Below are 19493 nucleotides of genomic sequence, written 5' to 3'. Positions count from 1 at the left end.
GTTGGGGCGTGTCCGAACATTCATTCCCGCCATCTGTCACGCCCTAAACGCCCTAAAACACTCTAAAACGCATCCTGGATCAGTTCCACCTGATCCCCCAGGATTCCCACCACATCAAAACGGCAGGGACAGTCCTCGGGTATTTTGTGGCTGAACATATAGTAAACCGCTGCTGCACGGATGCGTTTCTGCTTGACCCGGTCCACTGCCTCCAGGGGCCCGCCCATGCGTCCGGTGGAACGGTATTTGACTTCCACGAACACCAGGTACCTTCCGTGACGGCAGACCAGATCCACTTCCCCCTGCCTGCAGCGGTAATTCCTTTCAATGATGCGATATCCTTTTTTCTGTAGACAAACAGCTGCCAGTTCTTCATAGCAGCTGCCTGTCTCCCGTTTATTCATATGTATGCCCCACAAAATTACGGATGAACGTCCTCCTGTGGATGGGGCATGGGCCTAACTCCCGGATGGCCGCAATATGGGCCGCGGTCCCGTAACCCTTGTGCTTTGCAAACCCATAGCCGGGGAACATTTCCTCATATCCTGCCATCATGCGGTCCCTTGTGACCTTGGCCAGGATGCTGGCCGCTGCAATGGAAAGGCTTTTTGCATCGCCTTTTATGATGGGCACCTGTAGGATATCAAGGCCCGGTATGGTCACGGCATCGTTGAGCAGCACATCCGGTTTCACGGCAAGCCCGGCCACAGCCTCCCTCATGGCCTCGTAGGTGGCCTGGAGGATGTTAATCTCGTCAATCCTGGCAGGGGTGGCAATGGCCACGGACCATGCCACTGCCTTTTCCTTAATCTCCTCAAACAATTCCTCCCTGCGCTTTTCTGAAAGCTTCTTGGAATCGTTCAGATAAAGGATCCGGCAGTCCTTTGGAAGGATGACAGCACCGGCCGCCACAGGGCCTGCCAGAGGCCCCCTTCCCGCCTCGTCAATCCCGCATATGCCCCCGTATCCCTCATACTCTTTTTCATATCCAGCCATGGCCTCCAGACGGGCCAGTTCCTTTTCCAGTCTTTCACCCTTTAATACTCTTGCCGCCACTGTCCGCCTTTCCGTGTCCCGTTATATCCGGTCACTCTTTATCCTTATAGTCTTCGGGCCGCTCCAAGGTGACGCGTCCCAGTTTCCCTGACCTGAAATCATCCAGGACCATGGCAGCAGCCCTGGCAATATCCAGCTCCCCGCCCTTCATCAGGCAGGAGCGCAGTCTTGCCACATCTTCCAGGATGGCTGCCGGTTCCTTATCCTCTGTCTCAAGGCCGAACCGCTGGGATACCATGCCTGGATACCGTTCCTTCAGGATACGGATGCACCGGCAGGCCAGGTCGTCCTTGTTAAGGATCTGGTCGTTGATGGAGCCGATCAGGGCCAGCTTAAGCCCCACTGCCTGGTCCTCGAATTTGGGCCAGAGGATTCCCGGGGTATCCAATAGCTCCAGCGTCTTATTGAGGCGGATCCATTGGTTTCCCTTTGTCACCCCCGGCTTGTTGCCGGTCTTTGCACATGCCTTGCCGGCAAAGGAATTGATGAAGGTGGATTTGCCCACGTTGGGGATTCCCACCACCATGGTTCGGATGGGACGGTTCATGATCCCGCGTTTCCTGTCCCGCTCAATCTTTTCCTTACATGCTTCCTGCACAACGGACTGCACCTGTTTTAAGGTTCCCTTGTTTCTTGAATCCACCTTTACGGCATGGATGTTTTTTGCCTCAAACCATGCGGCCCACTGCGCATTTACCCGCTCATCCGCCAGGTCTGATTTATTCAGCAGCACCATCCTGGCTTTCCCCTTGGCCAGATCGTCAATATCCGGGTTCCTGCTGGACAGGGGCACCCTGGCATCCACCAGTTCGATTACCAGGTCAATCAGCTTGATATCTTCCTTCATGGCCCGTTTCGCCTTGGTCATATGACCGGGATACCATTGTATATTCATATCATTCTCCTATTCTATTTGGAATGGATGAAATCCAGCTTCAGAAGCGGAAGGATCCTGAACCAGACTTTTCCATATATCTGCTCTCTCTTTACATTGCCTATATTGGAGAAACGGCTGTCCTCACTGCTGTCACGGTTATCCCCCAGAAGGAAATATTCATCTTGCTCCAGCTGGATGGGGGTATCTGCCCGCCCGGCCAGGGACACCTGCTCCAGACCGTCCTCCACACTCAGGACCTCACCGTTGATGAATATGAAACCGCCTTTTATCTGTACGGTTTCCCCGGGAAGGCCGATGATACGCTTCACGTTCTTTTTGTGGTCCTCACGCTCAAACACAACAATGTCAAGCCGCTCCGGTTCACCCACGTCATAAACCAGGCGGTTCACCAGCACCACATCATCGGCGCTTAAGACCGGCTGCATGGAATTGCCGGACACAGGGACCTGGGCGCAGAACGCATACACCAGGAACCAGGCAAGGGCCAGCACAACCACCACGTTCACGGCCCAGCGCACAATCCGGCGCAGCCAGGCCGTATCCTCATTCACATAAAACTCCATGCACCACACCCATTTCTCTGTATTATCCCATCCCCTGCCGTGACACCCTATGTCCGCAAAAAGGAAGGGAATTTAAGAAAGGGACAATTTGCATTGTCCCTTGTTCCTGTTCCACTACCTGATTAAATAACCGATTATTTAACTGATTCCTTAACCTTGGCAGCCTTACCGACCCTGTCTCTTAAGTAGTTCAGCTTAGCGCGTCTTACTTTACCTTTACGTACGACTTCCACGTTGTCAACGCTTGGGGAATGTAATGGCCAGGTCTTCTCAACGCCGATGCCATTGGAATTCTTCCTTACGGTAAATGTCTCTCTTGCTCCGCCGTTCTGTCTCTTAATGACAGTTCCCTCGAAAATCTGGATTCTCTCACGGGTACCCTCTTTAATCTTGTTGTATACCTTAACGGTATCGCCAACATGGAATACGGGTACGGTTTCTTTTAACTGGGCTGCTTCAATGTTCTTAATAATGTCGTTCATCGGTGTGAACCTCCTTCATCTATTGGATGTTCTTAATACCATCTGCGGTAAATCAAATTCACTGCGTTTCAGTAACAGAGGACCATCTATTTCTTGTCACAACGACTGATTCTATCATATATTCTTCCAAATTGCAAGCATTTTATGATTTAATCCCGGCCTTTTTCTTCATTTTCAGGCAGGTATATATGGATTTTGTCAATGCGGTTTTTTTCCACCTGTTCCACCACCAGGCGGACGCCTTCCCACTCCACTTCCTCCCCCTGGGCAGGAAGGTGTTCCAGCCGGTCAATGACCCATCCGCCCACGGAATCATAATCCTCGGACGTAAGTTCCAGGTTCAGTTTGTGGTTTAAATCATCCAGTTTCATGGCGCCTTCGACCAGGTACTGGCCGTCTGACAGCTGTATGAGTTCATCCTCCTCGTCCTCGTCGTACTCGTCCCGGATGTCCCCCACGATTTCCTCTAAGATATCCTCCAGGGTAATCAGCCCTGCCGTGGCCCCGTATTCATCCAGCACAATGACGATATTGTTGGAGGTCTGGCGCATTTCCACCATAAGTTCCGACAGTTTTTTGGATTCAAAGGTGTAAAGGGGCTGGCGCAGATGGTCCGCGATGGAAAAATGCTCCCGGTCCTCAATGAGCAGCATGTCCTTTATGTTGATGATCCCCACCACATTGTCCGTGGTTTCCTCATACACGGGGAGCCTGGTATAGCGTTCTTCCCGAAACACCTGAAGCAGTTCATCAAACCCTGCATTGATATTGATGAAGGTCATGTCAATCCTGGGTACCATGATATCCGTGGCCACAGAATCGCCCAAGTCGAATACGTTGTTAATCATTTCCTTTTCTTCTGACTCAATCACACCCTTTTCGTGCCCCACTTCCACGATGGTCCGCAGCTCGTCCTCCGTCATGTCATCCCCCCGCTTGCTGGGATCCACGTTCAGGGCTTTCAGGACGCCAAAGGACATCCAGTTCACAGCCACGATGACAGGGGTCATGAGGACCATCAGCACATAAATGATATGCCCGAACCTGAGGGCGTTCTTCTCCGCCTCCAGGGTGGCAATGGTCTTTGGGGTGATTTCACCGAAAATCAATATCAGAAGGGTAAGGATTCCGGTTGCCGCGCCCGCGGCCCTGCTGCCGAACACTTCGGTTGCAAGGACCGTAAGCATGGACGAGGCGGACAGGTTGACCACATTGTTGCCAATGAGTATGGCGCTGAGCATCCTGCCCTGGTCCTCACCCAGCTTCATGACCCACACGGCAGATTGATTGCCTGCCTCGGCCAGGGTCCTGATGCGGATCTTGTTTACAGTGGTAAGGGCTGTCTCCGATGATGAAAAAAAGGCGGAAAGCCCCAGTAAAATAATGATAACAACTAAACGTATGGCGATCGAGTCACCAGATGGTTCCAAAATCATCAACTCCTATTTTTGCGTATTTTCATGAGATTGTACAATATTATGCTGATTCTGTCAACGCCGCACAGCCATTGTACGGGATTTAGTAATCCTTTTTAAGCAGCTTTAACCGTGCTTTGCATACTTTATAATAACTTTTTACATCGTTCAGGGTACAGTCGCCCCCGGCCAGCAGCTTCTTCACCTCAGACATGGCCCTGCGCCTGATCCTTGGCGCCGGTTCCCCCAGTCCGGGAAGGGGGCTGCCCAGGCCGGAACATTTTAAGTCCTCCTGGGCGGGCTGCCGTTCTTCCCTGACGTCAGTCCGGTCCTCCTCAGAGCTGATCCGGTCCCTTTTGCAGAACAGCCGCTCCGCCTCAGCCGCATAGCTGTCCAGGATTTCCTCCAGCTCCCCAAGGCCGTCCGCCCCGCCCTTAAGGGAATCCAGGTACTGATGCTCCTTAAGGGTCAGGCTGGCGCCGGGCAGGAGGTCAGGGCGCCGCTCCAGGGTCCGCCTGATGGACTCCTTCCTGCGCCATTCCTCAATGTTCTTATGATGTCCGCTTAAAAGCACCTCAGGCACTGCCTTTCCACGGAACACCTCCGGCCTGGTGTACTGGGGGTACTCCAGCAGATTGTCATGGAAGGATTCCACCTCTGCGGACACTTCATTGTTCAGCACACCGGGCACCAGCCTGGAGATACAGTCAATCATGACCATGGCAGGAAGCTCCCCTCCGGTCAGGACAAAATCCCCCACCGACATATAATCCGTCACAATCAGCTCCAAGGCCCTTTCATCAATCCCTTCATAGTGTCCGCACAGGAATACAAGCTCCTCCTCCTGTGCCAGTTCCTCAGCAATGGACTGGTTAAACACCCTGCCCTGGGGCGTCATATAGATGACCCTGGGCTTTTTTCCAGTCCTGGTGCACAAGTCCTCATATGCGTCGCACACAGGGCCAGGCTGCATCACCATGCCGGCGCCTCCGCCGTAAGGCGCATCATCCACATGCCTGTGCTTATCCTTTGAATAATCCCTGATATCAATGGCATCCACCAAAATGGCGCCGCTGGCCATGGCGCGGCCCGTAATGCTGGTGCCCAGCCCGTTCATGACCATTTCAGGAAAAAGTGTCAGTATATGGAACTTCATTGTGTCTCCTTCCACCGGTTCTTAAGCTTTGTCTGAAGCCGGTACAGGGTATTGAGGGCATCGATGGGCGTCATGGTTGACAATTCCAGCCCATCCAACTCCCTTACAATATCGTCATCCTTCACCGTGTCAAAGAAGGTGAGCTGCTGCATGTCCACCTCATCCGGCTTGGGAACCGCCTTGTGCTGGGTAATGTTGGAACTGATTTCCGCAATCTCCTTGGCCCTGGCCGTGATATCCGCATCGCTCAGTTCCTCTGCAATCTCCTTGGCCCTGGCAATGACGGAATCCGGCACCCCGGCCAGCTTGGCCACCTGGATGCCATAGCTCTTATCCGCCCCGCCCCGCACGATTTTGCGCAGGAACACGATATCCTCCCCCTGTTCCTTCACCGCGATGCAGTAGTTTTTCACCCCTGCAATGGTGCCCTCCAGTTCGGTAAGCTCATGGTAGTGGGTGGCAAAAAGGGTCTTTGCCCCCAGAAGCTTGGTGCTGCTGATATGTTCAATCACGGCCCAGGCAATGGACAGGCCGTCAAAGGTACTGGTCCCCCTTCCTATCTCATCCAGGACCAGAAGGCTGTTCTTGGTGGCATTGCGCAGGATGTTGGCCACCTCGGTCATTTCCACCATGAAGGTGCTCTGTCCGCTGGCCAGGTCGTCGGAAGCCCCCACCCTGGTAAAGATGCGGTCACAGATCCCGATATCCGCTTCCTGGGCCGGCACAAAGCTGCCCAGCTGGGCCATGAGCACAATCAGGGCCACCTGCCGCATATAGGTGGACTTACCCGCCATGTTGGGGCCTGTGATGACGGACAGGCGGTTCTTCCCATTGTCCAGGAACGTGTCATTGGCCACAAACAAATCGTCCCGCATCATCTGCTCCACCACGGGATGGCGGCCGTTCTTAATCTGTATCACGCCCTTTTCGTTTATCATGGGCTTCACATAGTTCCTGCGGGTTGCCACAACGGACAGGGAACAGAACACATCCACCCCTGCAATGGCCTTGGCTGTTTTCTGGATGCGGACCACCTGGGCAGCGACGCTGTCCCTGACCTGGCAGAACAGGTCGTATTCCAGGGAAACCAGCTTTTCCTCGGCCCCCATGATGATATCCTCCAGATGCTTTAACTCATCCGTGGTAAAACGTTCCGCGTTGGTCAGGGTCTGCTTGCGCACAAAGTAATCCGGCACCTGGTTCTTAAAGGAATTGGTCACTTCAAAATAATATCCGAACACCTTATTGAACTTGACTTTAAGCGTCTTGATGCCCGTCTTTTCTTTTTCCCTTGCCTCTAACTCCGCCAGCCAGTCCTTGCCTTCTGTTTTGGCCTGGCGCAGCCGGTCCGCCTCCTCATGGTACCCGTCCTTGATGATGCCTCCCTCCCGCACGGTCACGGGCGGGTCCTCCAGGATGGCCTGGTCAATCAATTCATAGATGTCCTGGAGCGGGTCCATTTCCCGCGCCAGTTCTTTCAGCAGTTCACCGGAAAATCCGCCCAGGATCTGTTTAATATGGGGAAGCATTTCCAGGGAACTTTTAAATGCAATCAGGTCCCTTGGATTGGCTGTCTTGTAACTGATGCGCCCGATAAGCCGCTCCAGGTCATAAATGGGATTCAAGTATTCACAGATTTCCTCCCTGGAAATATAATTCATGTTCAGTTCTTCCACGGCTGTCTGACGCTTTACGATTTCCTCCTTATGGATCAGGGGCTGCTCAATGTAGGTGCGCAGCAGACGGGCGCCCATGGCTGTCTTGGTCTTGTCAAGCACCCATAAAAGGGTCCCCCTCTTCTGTTTTTCCCGCAGGGTCTCCACCAGTTCCAGGTTCCTTCTGGTAGACGTGTCAATGACCATGAACTGTCCCGTGGAATAGGGGGTGATGGTGGTGATATGCTCCAGGGTGCTTTTCTGTGTTTCATACATATACTGCATCACCGCGCCCGCACAAATAATCCCGGTCCCGTAATCCGTAAGTCCCAGGCCGCTTAAGGAACCCACACGGAAATGCTCCCGCAGCACCTTGCGGCAGGATTCATCCCCGAAGAAATGGCTGTCCAGGGCCGAAATGATTACATGATAGCGGTTCTTTAACCCGTCAATGTCAACGCCCGACATGTAAAAGGCATTGTTGCAGATAATCTCCGACGGTGAAAACTTGTTGATTTCATCAAATAATTCCCGGTCCGAACCCACCTCCGTGACCATGAAATCCCCGGTGGTAATGTCCGCAATGGCAATGCCGTAGACCCCGTCCCTGCCTTTGCCCGACCGGTTTGACCGCGGACCTACCTCATAGACAATACCCATCAGGTAGTTGTTCTTTGTCTCGTCCAGGGCCTGGACGCTTGTAATGGTTCCCGGCGTCACCACCCGGATTACCTCCCGCTTCACAAGCCCCTTTGCCAGCTTCGGGTCCTCCACCTGCTCTGCGATGGCAACCTTATACCCCTTCTGCACCAGGCGGTACAAGTAGGCGTCCAATGCATGATAGGGGACGCCGCACATGGGCGCGCGCTCCGCAAGGCCGCAGTCCTTTCCCGTAAGGGTTATCTCCAGCTCCTTGGAAACCGTAAGGGCGTCATCAAAAAACATCTCGTAGAAATCCCCCAGCCTGTAAAACAGGATGCAGTCCGGGTATTCCTTTTTTGTCTCCATGTAATGCTGCATCATGGGTGATAATTGTGACTGTATCAAAATACTGACCTCTCTTCTCTGTCAGCCCCGGCCAGGAAACCCGGCCAAGGGACTGCTTTTATCTTTACTGTCTTTCCATGCCCGCACATCACAGGGGCCTGTCCGCCTGTTTTCCCATGTAGTAGAATCCCCTGCTTTCCTCCAGGTAAACAGGGACCAGCTTCCCAATCAGGGAGGCGTCCCCCGGAAAATGCACCACGGTATTATTGGACAGGCGTCCTGTCATCAGTCCGGGCGAATGGTCATTGACCTCCTCCACCAGGACCTCCTGTACGGTATGTTCATCACGGCAGCAGACCTTGGCAGAGATATCCTGCACCTCTTTTAACAGGCGGTCAAACCGCTCCTTCACCACGTCCTCCGGGACCTGGTCCTCCATGGCGGCTGCGGGCGTTCCCGTGCGCTTGGAATAAATGAAGGTAAAGGCGCTGTCAAATCCCACCCTGCGCACCACGTCCAGGGTTTCAAGGAAGTCTTCCTCTGTCTCCCCCGGGAATCCCACTATGATATCGGTTGTCAGGGAAATGCCCGGGACCGCGGCCTTAATCCGTCCTGCCAGGTCAAGGAACTGTTCCTTGGTGTAATGCCGGTTCATTTCTTTTAAGATGCGGCTGCTTCCCGACTGGAGGGGGAGGTGCAGGTGGCGGCAGATTTTTTCAGAACCGGCCATCACCTCAATCAGTTCCTGGGACAGGTCCTTTGGATGGGAGGTCATGAACCGGATACGGCGGATTCCATCCACCTTTTCCACCTCCCTTAAGAGTCCTGCAAAGGTCATGGGTGTTTCCAGGTTCCTGCCGTAGGAATTGACATTCTGGCCTAAAAGCATGACTTCCACCACGCCCTCAGATGCCAGCCTGCGGATTTCCTTTATGATTTCCTCCGGCTTCCTGCTCCTCTCCCGCCCGCGCACATAGGGGACAATGCAGTAGCTGCAGAAATTATTGCACCCGAACATGATGTTGACCCCGGACTTAAAGGGATACTTGCGCTCCACAGGCAGGTCCTCCACAATCTGGTCCGTGTCCTCCCACACATCTATGACCATCTGGTGCTTATGGCCCCTGACAGGGGTCCCCGGGGCTGCCTTCCTGCCTTCATCCTCCTTTTTGCGGCTGTCCAGGCACTGGGATACCAGCTCCGCCAGCTTGAAGATATTGTGTGTCCCGAATATTAAATCCACGTAGCGGTAGCTCTTCTTAATCTTGTCCACCACTTCCTTTTCCTGCATCATGCACCCGCAGAGCGCTATCATCATCTGGGGATGCTTCTTCTTATAGGCGCCCAGCTGGCCCAGGCGCCCGTAAACACGCAGGTTGGCGTTTTCACGCACCGTGCATGTATTGTAAAGGACAAAGTCAGCTTCTTCTGATTCCACGGCCCTGTAGCCAATGGTCTCCAGGATTCCCAAAAGCTTTTCCGAATCCCTGGCATTCATCTGGCATCCGAAGGTGTTGATGCAGCAGGTAAGGGGCCGTCCCAGATGGTCCTCAAGTTCCTTTACCTGCAATCTGGCCCGTTCCATGAAGTACTGCTGGCGTTCCGGCTCCGCGGCCGGAGGTGTCATGTCTCTTTCTTCTATTGTAGTTCTGGATTCTTCCATTCATCTGCTCCTTACTGTTCCTACCTTTATGCTGCCGGAAACCGGCGGTTTCCGGCATGCTGTAACACGCAAGCTGGCTGGACCGCATGGTCCAGCCAATTATAATCATTAACAGTATGAATTTTATATTAAAACATCCCAGAAGTCAATCCAGGTTTTTCAAAAAGCAATTCCCTGCCTTGTTCCGTCAGGAACCATCACCGGCAGACCCGGACAGTTCCAGACGGATGGTGACTGTCTGGTCGTCAATCTCCGGCCTGGGGGTGTGGATATGTATGCGGGCCGTTCCTTCTGTCCCGCCGGCGCACGTCCGTACCCAGAAGGCTGCGCAGCCTCCCATGGACGGGATCAGGGACGGCCCGATCAGTTCAATCCCCCCTTCCACAGACACGCTGACCGCCTCCAGATGATGATACAGCCGGTTGCCGTACTCATCCGTAAAGGTGCAGACCACCCGTGTCTCATCCACCTGGTCATTATAGAGGGCCGTGTCATCTGCCTGGACCAGCAGCTGCGACAATCTGGGGTTGTCTGAATACCGCTTCTCCACCACTGCCTGCTCCCCGACATATCCCACGATTCTGGCCCCGGTCCATCTGTGCTGCCAGAACTCGCCGTTCTCAGTCACAAGCACCGGTGGATGGGCAAGTCCGGGAAATTTAACGCTTGGATAATAGGTCCTTGTTATGTCATTTGACAGGGTTACCTCAATATAGTCGCAGTTAGTCAGCACATAAAAGGGCACCGGCTCGCAGCGCTCCCCCCTTCCAACCATGGAGCAGGGAACCAGCACAGCCTCCTTTTCCGGGGACTTCTGGCTTGCATACAGATATGCCGCCCACTTGGGCACGCGGAACATATCCAGCACCCCATGGTAACATACCTTGTTAACAGAGTTGTGGTCATTATGGGTGTTATAATCAAACATGCACCACCCAAGGCCTCCCAGGTACTGGTCGGATGTCATGATCTTGCTCATGGCCCTTGCATGGCGGATGGCAAACTCCTCCTGCCGCTCTTCGGAATCCACCGGTTTTGTGGGAAGGACGGCACCTGTATGTTCACTTACCAGATATGGCACCTGTTTTGTGCTGCCCGTGGCCTGATGGGCGGTCAGCAGCATATGTTCTCCCTGGTCGTCCTCACTGTAGTCATTGTAACTGTATATGTCCTCAATCAGATGGCTGCCGGTCTCCCAGCGCACGCCCGTGGTGGGGCGGGAAGGATCCATGGCCTTGCAGCGCCGGTTGGTTTCCTCATACAGCTCGTCATAATCCGTTGTCTCATTCAGACGCGTCCCCCATATGACAATACCCGGATGATTAAAATGTCCCAGCACCATGTTTTCCAAATCCTGGAACACAACCTTTTTAAACTCCTCATCCCCGATATATCCCCAGCCAGGAATCTCCTCAAAAACCATAAGTCCCAGTTCGTCGCACTTATCCAGGAAGTACCGTGACTGCATATAATGGGAGCAGCGCACCATGTTAAGTCCCATGAAATCCTTTAACAGGCAGGCGTCCTTTTCCTGGGCCCGTCTTCCCATGGCATATCCCGCATAGGGATAGGACTGGTGACGGTTCAGCCCAATCAGCTTTGTCCGTTTTCCATTCAGGTAAAATCCATCCGGCTCCACTTGGATTGTCCTGAACCCTATCCTGGTCTGAAAACAATCCACGCACCGGCCGTCTTCATCCTGCAGTTCAACGCCGGCCTGGTACAGCTGGGGATCCTCCGGCTGCCACAGTCCTACCGGTCCCACCTGCCCCGGTTTAAGGGAAATGCTGGCAGTATCCGGTGAAACCTGTATCTTCTGCCTGTTTTCCCAGACAAGGACCCCATCTTTTTGCAGGGAAGTCACTGCCCACAGATTCCTTTCCGGCCCATGGCTGCGTATCAGGAGTTCCGGCTCCAGGACCGCCGTCCCATGGTCCAGGCTGTAGCGGAACAGAACCTGCTTCACATATGTTTCTTCCTGGATATACAGGGTCACATCCCTGTATATGCCTCCATAAATCAGGAAGTCCACGGTTGAACCGTTGGGCGGCACGTCACTTCTCTCATGGGAATCCACGCAAAGGACCATCCGGTTCCCACCCTGGGTGACGTATTCCGTAATATCAAACAACGCCATGGAGTAAGCCCCTTTGTGGCTGCCTGCCTTATGACCGTTTATGTATAAATCGTAGCAGGCGGAAACCCCCTCAAATGAAACCAGGGCGCGTTTCCCCGCCATGTCAGGAAGCTGGAAGCTGCGTATATAGGTGGATATCATGCAGGTCATGGTCTGGTCAAAGCAGTCATAGGGAACCTCCTTCACCGTATGGGGCACATGGACCAGCCTGCCCTCCTCATCCTTCCCGCCTGTTATGTATTCTTCCTCAAACCCCTCTTTAAATCTCCATCCCAGGTTTAAATTGCAGTATTTCTGCATTTTATCTTTCCCTCATCTTTCCCATTTTATGATTTGATTGCGCCTGCCGTGATATCTGCCGTAAACTGTCGGCTGAACAGCAGGAATATAATGAACAGCGGCAATGTGGCCAGAAGGACGCCGCACATGACCATGCCGTAATCCGTACTGTTGTACGCACCCTGGAGCTGGGCCAGGGCCACCTGGAGGGTATTCCTCCTGGAATCGTTGGTTACAATCAGGGGCCACAGATAATCATTCCAGCTGTCCATGAATATATAAATGCATAGGAAGGCACAGCCAGGAACCATGATGGGAAGCCCCACATGGAGGAACAGGCCAAAGGTGCCGCAGCCGTCAATCCTGGCAGAGTGGATCAGGTCGTCGTGTATGGACCCAATGCAGTACTGGTTCATCCAGTAGATGCCAAAGGCAGGAATCAGTCCTGGAAGGATCAGCGCCTTGAAGGTGGAGAGCCAGCCCAATTTATTCATGATGATCAGCTGGGGAATCAGGTTAAGCTGGGGCGGGATCATCATGGTCACCAGGCACAGTGCAAATAAAAAACGCCGGCCGGGGAACTTAAACTTTGCAAAGTAAAAGGAAGCCAGGGAGCAGAAGAACACTCCCCCCGCGGTCTTGCATACCGCCACCACAAAGGTGTTGAACATAGCCCGGCCAAACTGGATGGAGCTTAAAAGATTGGTCATGTTTGTCATGAACTGCCCGCCGAACACCATGACCGGCGGGAACCGCATGAATGCCGCCGAACTGTTGGTGGCCATGACCGCCAGCCAGTAAAAGGGGAACAGGGATACAAGCGCCCCCAGGATGATGAATCCATACAAAAGGATTTTGGATATCACGTTGTTCATGGTCATATCAGTCCACCTCCCGTCTGGTAAGCAGCCAGTTAATCAGGGAGCAGAAGCCGATGATTACCACCAGGGCCCAGGAAATGGCCGAACCGTAGCCGAACTGCCGGTTGCCAAAAGCCTGGTTATAAAGATACAGCACCACCGTCATGCCGCTCTTTCCAATCCCGCCTGCTGTTCCCACCAGCATCTGGGCTTCTGCAAACAGCTGCCATCCTCCGATGGTGGAGGTGATTACCACAAACTGGATGACCGGGTTCAGCAGCGGCACCGTGATGTAGCGGAATATCTGGAATGTGGACGCCCCGTCCAGGCTGGCCGCCTCGTAAAGGGAGCTGGATATCTTCTGCAGCCCGGCCAGGAGGATGATGGCGTTATAGCCGGTCCACCTCCATATGACAATGGCCGCAATGGCCACATGCACGCCCCAGGTAAGGGACATCCACTGAACCGGGTCAAACCCCAGACGGCTGATCAGGAAGTTGAGTATTCCATATTTGTTGCCGAATATATTGGCAAACACAATGGCAATGGCCACGGTTGAGGTGATATTGGGCAGATAGTACACGGTACGGAAAAAATTCTTTCCCTTTAAAAACGCGCCGTTCAGCAGGAATGCCAGTATGACTGCAATAACGACCATGGGAATGGTGGACAGCACCCATATAATCAGCGTGTTCTTGATTGACAGCAGGAAGGTGCTGTCCTGTAAAAGATGCTGGAAATAAAAAAGCCCTACAAACTTCTTCTCCCCCACCCCTCCCCATTTATGGAATGAAAGGAAAAAAGAATAGAAAATGGGAAATATCCAGAATAGCCCGTATATGAAAAAGAAAGGGCTGATCAACAGGTATATCATCCTGTTTTTATATATGTCATGGAGTAATCCCCGGAACCTTTTCCCATAATCTTCCTGTGGTTTCATCCTTTGCCTCATTGATTGTTTTCCTCCACGGCCTGCCCTTTCATGCAGATCATCCGATCATCCAGGGCAGAATCAAACGATGGGCCACCTTGGCAGCGGCCCATACCATCAGTTTATTTCATGTATTCCAAATCATAAATCTGTTTTGCCTCATTTACCGCATCCGCCAATGCCTCCTCAGGATCCTTGTCCTGGTCCTGTACCAGTAGGAGCTGCTGTTCAAATGCAGACTGGTAGGAGCTGTAGTTGGGAGGATAATAATAATCCTTGATGTCCTTTGCGGCCTTAACAAAATACTCATTCGCAACCTGGTTCCCGAAAAATTCCTCCTCGTACATCAAGGCAGGGTCATCCAGGGCAGAAATCAGGGACGGGAACAGGCCCAGCTGTTCCAGGGACTCCACCTGGTTCTCCGTGTTGGTCATCCAGGTCAGCACCTTGTACGCTGTCTCTACATTTTTACAATTCCTGGTAATGCCAATGGAAGAGCCGCCCACATTGCCGGCCCCGCCTGGCGCGGTGGTCACCCTCCACTGTCCGGCCGTATCCGGCGCAGCATCCTGAAGCTCGGGTTTCATCCACACAGCGCCCACGAAAGCAGCCACATCCCCGTTGTTCAGCGATGCCGCCCACTCTGAGGACCATTCGGTGTCGCCGCCATACACATAGGGCTTTCCTTCCACTGCCGTCATGAACGCCTGCCTGATATGATCCTGGTCAGCAATGAAGTTCCCCTCTTCATCAATCATGTGCTGGGGCTGCTGCCCCAACGCGGCCACGAACAGATGCCCCATGAAATCAAACATCTTTACATCCGGGGCTGCTTCCTGCAGCTTCCCGGCTGCCGCATATGCATCCTCCCAGGTGGACATGGCAGCCGCCACATCAGCCGGTTCCGTGGGAAGCCCTGCCGCCTCAAACAGGCTTGCATTATAGAACATGCAGGTAGGCCCGATGTCCATGGGAAGGGCTATGAGCCTGCCGTCAACGGTTTCCCCGCGTTTCCACTTCCACTCCACGTACTGGTCTTCTATCTCCTTTGCATTGCAGGGAGCCTCATACAGGTCAACAAACATATCCGGATACTGGAGAAGGTTGGCAATCCAGTCATCCATGGGAAGCAGGTCCGGCAGTTCCCCGCCGCTTGCAATGGTGGTGTTGATCTTCTCTTCTATATCATCAGCGGAAAACAGCTCTGCCCGGATGGTGACTCCCGGAAACTGTTCCGATACCTGCGCAATCAGGTCCTCCCGTATGCTGTTCTTCCAATACCACATGGTTAACACTACTTCATCCGATCCATCCTTTGCGCCCTCTGATGCTGACTGGGATGCCTGGGGTTCTTTTACCGGATCCGCGCTGTCATTGGAACCGGAACACCCGGTCAGTGCGGACATTACCATCGCTGCCGCCAAAAGGGCTGCCATTGACTTTCTTAACATAATATCCCATTCTCCTTTGTTGTGAATTGGTATAATTATACACACTTACCCTCAGTGTACAAGGGTATTATAGCAAGATAGGACCGCACCTGCAAATTGCGGATACGGACTGGAGGCAATGGCGTAAAAATAGTAATATTTTTCTGTCACAGGGACCTGTTCCTGTCCCAGGATGAAAATAAAATCATGTATTCCCTATTCCCGGATCAGCGGACGTATGGAATCCCAAAAATAAATTACTATTTCCAGCATGGAAAAAGTATCATTCCTAACGGGTTTTCCAGGTTTCGGAATTGATTTTACCGTTTATTATAAACGTAAAATTTTACTACTTTTTCTCAAAGGATCGTGGTACAATAATAGAACTGATAACAGCATTCCGGGAGGGGGGCGGCTTTGGTGCAGACATGCAGGGTCCATATCAATACAACAAAAATGGGTTCCATTTTAAATCCCATATCTAAACTTTTAAAAACTCCGGTGCTTTTTTATGCAACGGAATCCAAGCAGTGGTTTGGGGCGTCCAAGCGGAACCTTCCCTTCTGTTACGCCATGGAGCGCTGTCCTGCCACCAACGCCTTCTGTGCACATTGTGACCAGCAGGCGGACCAGCAGTGCTCCAGGCAGAAGAACGCCTATGCCTACCATTGCCACGCCGGCCTGATTGAGGTCGCATATCCGGTATACATTGACAATATCTATATCGGTTTCCTGATCATCGGACAGTTCCGCACCAAGGAAGCAGGACTGGACAAAGAATATGCCAGGAAACTGGCCCTGTTATGTGAAACAGAGCCAGATGCATTATATAAAAAATACCACTCCCAACCGTTAATCGGCACAGAGGCAGTGGAAGGGATAAAATTAGTGGCCGGAATGATCAACAGCCGTCTCCTGGACGAAAAGGTCTTTTCCCTGGAATACCATGAAGTCATAAAAAAGGTGGAAAACTATATCAACCAGAATATTTCCGGTCCCCTTCCCCTAAAAGACATTGCCCAGCATGTTTTTATGAGTTCCGCCTACTTAAGCACCACGTACAAAAATGTCACCGGCAGGAACATCACGGATTATATCCAGGAGCGCCGTGTATCCACGGCCTGCTTCCTGATCCGCACCACCTCAGGATCCATTTCAAACCTGGCTCAGGAAACCGGGTTTTCCGATGCAAATTATTTTACCAAGGTTTTTAAGAAAAAAACGGGAATGACGCCCAGGGAATACCGCAGACGCTGGAAGGACGGCGATATTGAAGAGTAACGGATTTTATTTTTTTATTGACTTTTTTCACACGCCGCAGTAAAATCACATCAATCAGTTAAAGAGTTACAGCAGGCTAAGACGGGGAAAAGTATCCGGAACCATCCTTTCAGAGAGCTGCCGGTTGGTGGAAGGCAGCAGGAATGGACCGGGGAATATCACCCCTGAGCTTCCGGGCAGAACCTGGCACACCGTGCCAGCCTTATTTAGAAGTAAGTCCGGACGGACGGCGGCCGTTATACCGTTACACATTGTCGGATGTGGCTAAGGGGTTGCCGGTTGGCAGCAATCAGAGTGGTACCGCAGAGGGATTTTCAGGCCTTTGTCTCTAAGAATAACAGGAGACAGGGGCCTTTTCATTTCCCAGGGAGTAATTTGGACATCCATTCCCGTCATCTGTGCAATGTGTCCCCAAAGCCTGCTGTGGCCCAACAAAAGAAACCGAAGGGAGAATGTATCATGAATGCACTCAAAAAACTCAGTAACTTCTTTGGACAGAATATGGCGGTAATCGTCATCGCCGTGGCGGCCCTGGCCCTGCTGGCGCCCGGCTCTGTCAGTTTCATCAAGACCTCCTATGTAAACACCCTTTTAGGCATCGTCATGTTCGGCATGGGACTCACCTTAAGACCAGGTGATTTCAAGGTGGTTTTCTCCCGCCCCAAGGACGTGGTGCTGGGATGTATTGCACAGTTCACCATCATGCCCCTTCTGGCATTCCTGCTGACCAGGCTGTTCCGCCTTTCCCCGGAACTGGCCATCGGAGTCATCCTGGTAGGCACCTGTCCGGGCGGCACCTCATCCAATGTCATGACCTACCTGTCCAAGGGCGATGTTCCCCTGTCCGTGGGCATGACCGCGGTCTCCACCGTGCTTGCGCCGTTTCTGACGCCCCTGCTGACCTATGTGTATGCGGGCGCCAAGGTGGATGTCAATATGGCAAGCATGTTCCTCTCCATCATCAAGGTGGTGATCGTACCAATTGCCGCCGGATTCATCATCAACCATTTCTTCTCACGCTTTACCCAGAATGTGGTTGAAATCCTGCCCCTGATTTCCACCACGGCCATCGTAGCCATCGTGGCCGCCGTGGTAAGCGCCAATTCCTCCAAGATCATGACCAGCGGGCTGCTGATTGTGGGTGTTGTCATCCTGCACAATGTCCTGGGCTACTTCCTGGGATTCTCCATCGGAAAGCTCTTAAAGCTGGATTCCAGCAAATGCAGGGCCATCTCCATCGAAGTGGGGATGCAGAACTCAGGTCTTGCCACTTCCCTGGCAGCCACCCATTTTGCCCAGTATCCCCTGGCAACCATACCGGGCGCCGTGTTCAGCGTATGGCACAATATATCCGGCGCAGTCCTTGCCAACATCTATGCCCGTACCGCAGGACAGGCCGGGCCGGCCCCATCTTCCGCTGTATCTGAAGGGCAATAAGGCAGGGGCTTGGTCATCCCGGTCCTTTTGGCCTTGTCAATCCCGCCGCCCATGTGGGGCAGGCTCCCGCCGAGAAACACGGCCCGCATGACAGAGTCCTCGCCGTACCGGCTGCGTATCCCGTCAATGGCTTCATCCAGCCTGGCGTACTTCTCATAACGGTCCATATCGAACAGGTTGTACTGATAGGCCGTGTCATGGGTAACCCGGCTGGTGTGGACCCCCATCTGGCGGATGGGCGCACGGTCCCACAGGTCTTCAAATATCAGGCAGGCCGCCCGGTATATCTCAAAGGTGGTATGGGTGGCCGAGACCAGGGTCCGCTGGCGGGAGGCATGCCTGAAATCCCGGTCCGTGATGGATATGCCCACACAGCCCGCCTTCATCCCATCTGCCCTCAGCCTGGCGCACACTGTCTCCGTGAGGGAAAGGATGACCTGGCGGGCCGTATCCGCATCCGTCACATCCATGGGAATTGTCATGGAATTCCCATATCCCTTATTCTCAGGCCGTTCCTGCAAAAAAGGGGAGTTATCCCTGCCATTGGCGTAGTCCCAGATAAACTCCCCATGCTTTTTCAAATGCCGTCCCACCAGACCGCGGTCCGCTGCCGCCAGATCCCCGATGGTGCGGATCCCAAGAGCCTTCAGCTTCCGGCTGGCGGCGCGCCCCACCCAGAACAGGTCCTCCACCGGCAGGGGCCACATTTTCTTTGGGATTTCGTCCTTAAACAAGGTGTGTACCTTGTCAGGCTTCTGGAGCTCCGATGCCATCTTGGCCAGCAGCTTGTTATCCGAAACCCCGATATTAACCGTGAATCCCAGGGTACGGCGGATTTCCGCCCCAATCTGCTGCGCAAAGGCCACCGGATTCCCCCACAGGTTCTTTGTGCCGTCCATGGCGCAGAAGGCCTCATCAATGCTGTACTGGTGGATATGGTGGGAATACCTGCCCAGAAGTTGTATAAGGGCCCTGGAGCATTGTACATACAGGTCATACTCCGGCGGCGCTATGATAAGCCCCGGGCACTTGTTCCTGGCTTCCACCAGGGTCTCCCCGGTCCTGATGCCAAACCGGGCCGCCGGTCCCGACTTGGCCAGCACGATGCCGTGGCGGTCCTTTTCATTTCCCCCTATCACGGACGGCACGGTGCGCAGGTCCAGGTCCCCGCCCTTAATCCAGATCTCATGGGCAGCGCTCCAGCTCAGGAACGCACTGTTGACATCTACGTGATACCACAATTCCTCCATCTTCCCTTCCTGT

The 19493-nt window shown here is 53.2% G+C and carries 16 protein-coding genes and 1 other annotated feature; of the genes, 2 read left to right on the top strand and 14 right to left on the bottom strand.

Annotated features, from left to right (window positions below):
* Positions 1-62 precede the first annotated feature (62 nt).
* The 13 genes from DWX59_RS09505 to DWX59_RS09445 all read right to left on the bottom strand — a co-directional run bounded on the left by DWX59_RS09505 (position 63) and on the right by DWX59_RS09445 (position 15533).
* Positions 63-404: a YraN family protein gene (locus tag DWX59_RS09505; protein ID WP_117558419.1), complete on the bottom strand. Its 342-nt coding sequence runs from the start codon at positions 402-404 to the stop codon at positions 63-65.
* Positions 397-1056, bottom strand: a complete 660-nt coding sequence (locus tag DWX59_RS09500; protein WP_117558417.1) for a ribonuclease HII — start codon at positions 1054-1056, stop codon at positions 397-399. The genes DWX59_RS09505 and DWX59_RS09500 overlap by 8 nt, the downstream gene beginning before the upstream one ends.
* Positions 1057-1087: 31 nt before the next feature.
* Entirely contained in the window at positions 1088-1951 is an 864-nt protein-coding gene (gene ylqF, locus DWX59_RS09495) for a ribosome biogenesis GTPase YlqF (protein ID WP_117558415.1), read from the bottom strand.
* Between the two features lie 14 nt (positions 1952-1965).
* Positions 1966-2517, bottom strand: a complete 552-nt coding sequence (gene lepB, locus DWX59_RS09490) for a signal peptidase I (RefSeq protein ID WP_117558413.1) — start codon at positions 2515-2517, stop codon at positions 1966-1968.
* Positions 2518-2651: 134 nt separating this feature from the next.
* Complete coding sequence (rplS, locus tag DWX59_RS09485) at positions 2652-2999, bottom strand: 50S ribosomal protein L19 (protein WP_117558411.1); 348 nt, start codon at positions 2997-2999, stop codon at positions 2652-2654.
* Positions 3000-3148: 149 nt separating this feature from the next.
* A complete protein-coding gene (locus DWX59_RS09480) occupies positions 3149-4429 on the bottom strand; it encodes an HlyC/CorC family transporter (RefSeq protein WP_117558648.1) in 1281 nt (426 codons plus the stop codon).
* Positions 4430-4517: 88 nt separating this feature from the next.
* Positions 4518-5570, bottom strand: a complete 1053-nt coding sequence (gene trmD, locus DWX59_RS09475) for a tRNA (guanosine(37)-N1)-methyltransferase TrmD (protein WP_117558409.1) — start codon at positions 5568-5570, stop codon at positions 4518-4520.
* A complete protein-coding gene (gene mutS, locus DWX59_RS09470; protein ID WP_117558407.1) occupies positions 5567-8248 on the bottom strand; it encodes a DNA mismatch repair protein MutS in 2682 nt (893 codons plus the stop codon). Before mutS ends, trmD begins: the two co-directional genes overlap by 4 nt.
* A 112-nt stretch (positions 8249-8360) precedes the next feature.
* On the bottom strand, positions 8361-9875 hold the full coding sequence (gene miaB / locus DWX59_RS09465) for a tRNA (N6-isopentenyl adenosine(37)-C2)-methylthiotransferase MiaB (RefSeq protein ID WP_117558405.1): 1515 nt from the start codon (positions 9873-9875) through the stop codon (positions 8361-8363).
* A 187-nt stretch (positions 9876-10062) separates the two neighbouring features.
* On the bottom strand, positions 10063-12312 hold the full coding sequence (locus tag DWX59_RS09460) for a glycoside hydrolase family 2 protein (RefSeq protein ID WP_117558404.1): 2250 nt from the start codon (positions 12310-12312) through the stop codon (positions 10063-10065).
* Between the two features lie 26 nt (positions 12313-12338).
* Complete coding sequence (locus tag DWX59_RS09455) at positions 12339-13172, bottom strand: carbohydrate ABC transporter permease (protein WP_117558400.1); 834 nt, start codon at positions 13170-13172, stop codon at positions 12339-12341.
* A gap of 1 nt (position 13173) precedes the next feature.
* Positions 13174-13923, bottom strand: a complete 750-nt coding sequence (locus DWX59_RS09450) for a carbohydrate ABC transporter permease (protein WP_227116649.1) — start codon at positions 13921-13923, stop codon at positions 13174-13176.
* A 281-nt stretch (positions 13924-14204) separates the two neighbouring features.
* The gene (locus DWX59_RS09445; protein WP_117558396.1) at positions 14205-15533 is read right to left on the bottom strand and encodes an ABC transporter substrate-binding protein; all 1329 of its coding nucleotides are present in this window, start codon (positions 15531-15533) and stop codon (positions 14205-14207) included.
* Between the two features lie 399 nt (positions 15534-15932).
* Here DWX59_RS09445 and DWX59_RS09435 point away from each other — a divergent pair, with 399 nt between their 5' ends.
* Together DWX59_RS09435 and DWX59_RS09430 are read left to right on the top strand one after the other, a co-directional pair.
* A complete protein-coding gene (locus DWX59_RS09435; protein WP_117558646.1) occupies positions 15933-16793 on the top strand; it encodes a PocR ligand-binding domain-containing protein in 861 nt (286 codons plus the stop codon).
* Positions 16794-16862: 69 nt separating this feature from the next.
* Positions 16863-17126, top strand: a binding site (T-box leader).
* A gap of 126 nt (positions 17127-17252) precedes the next feature.
* Positions 17253-18230 (top strand): bile acid:sodium symporter family protein, encoded by a 978-nt coding sequence (locus tag DWX59_RS09430; RefSeq protein WP_117558392.1) that lies wholly within the window; start codon positions 17253-17255, stop codon positions 18228-18230.
* On the opposite strand, the gene DWX59_RS09425 is transcribed toward DWX59_RS09430, so the two are convergent.
* On the bottom strand, positions 18167-19480 hold the full coding sequence (locus DWX59_RS09425) for a DNA polymerase Y family protein (protein WP_117558390.1): 1314 nt from the start codon (positions 19478-19480) through the stop codon (positions 18167-18169). The two genes, DWX59_RS09430 and DWX59_RS09425, sit on opposite strands and share 64 nt — an antisense overlap.
* Positions 19481-19493: the final 13 nt, after the last annotated feature.

This window comes from Enterocloster aldenensis (assembly GCF_003434055.1).
GTDB lineage: Bacteria > Bacillota > Clostridia > Lachnospirales > Lachnospiraceae > Enterocloster > Enterocloster aldenensis.
The sequence above is the reverse complement of the archived record's forward strand: the minus strand, read 5'-3'. Positions and strand labels throughout refer to the sequence as shown.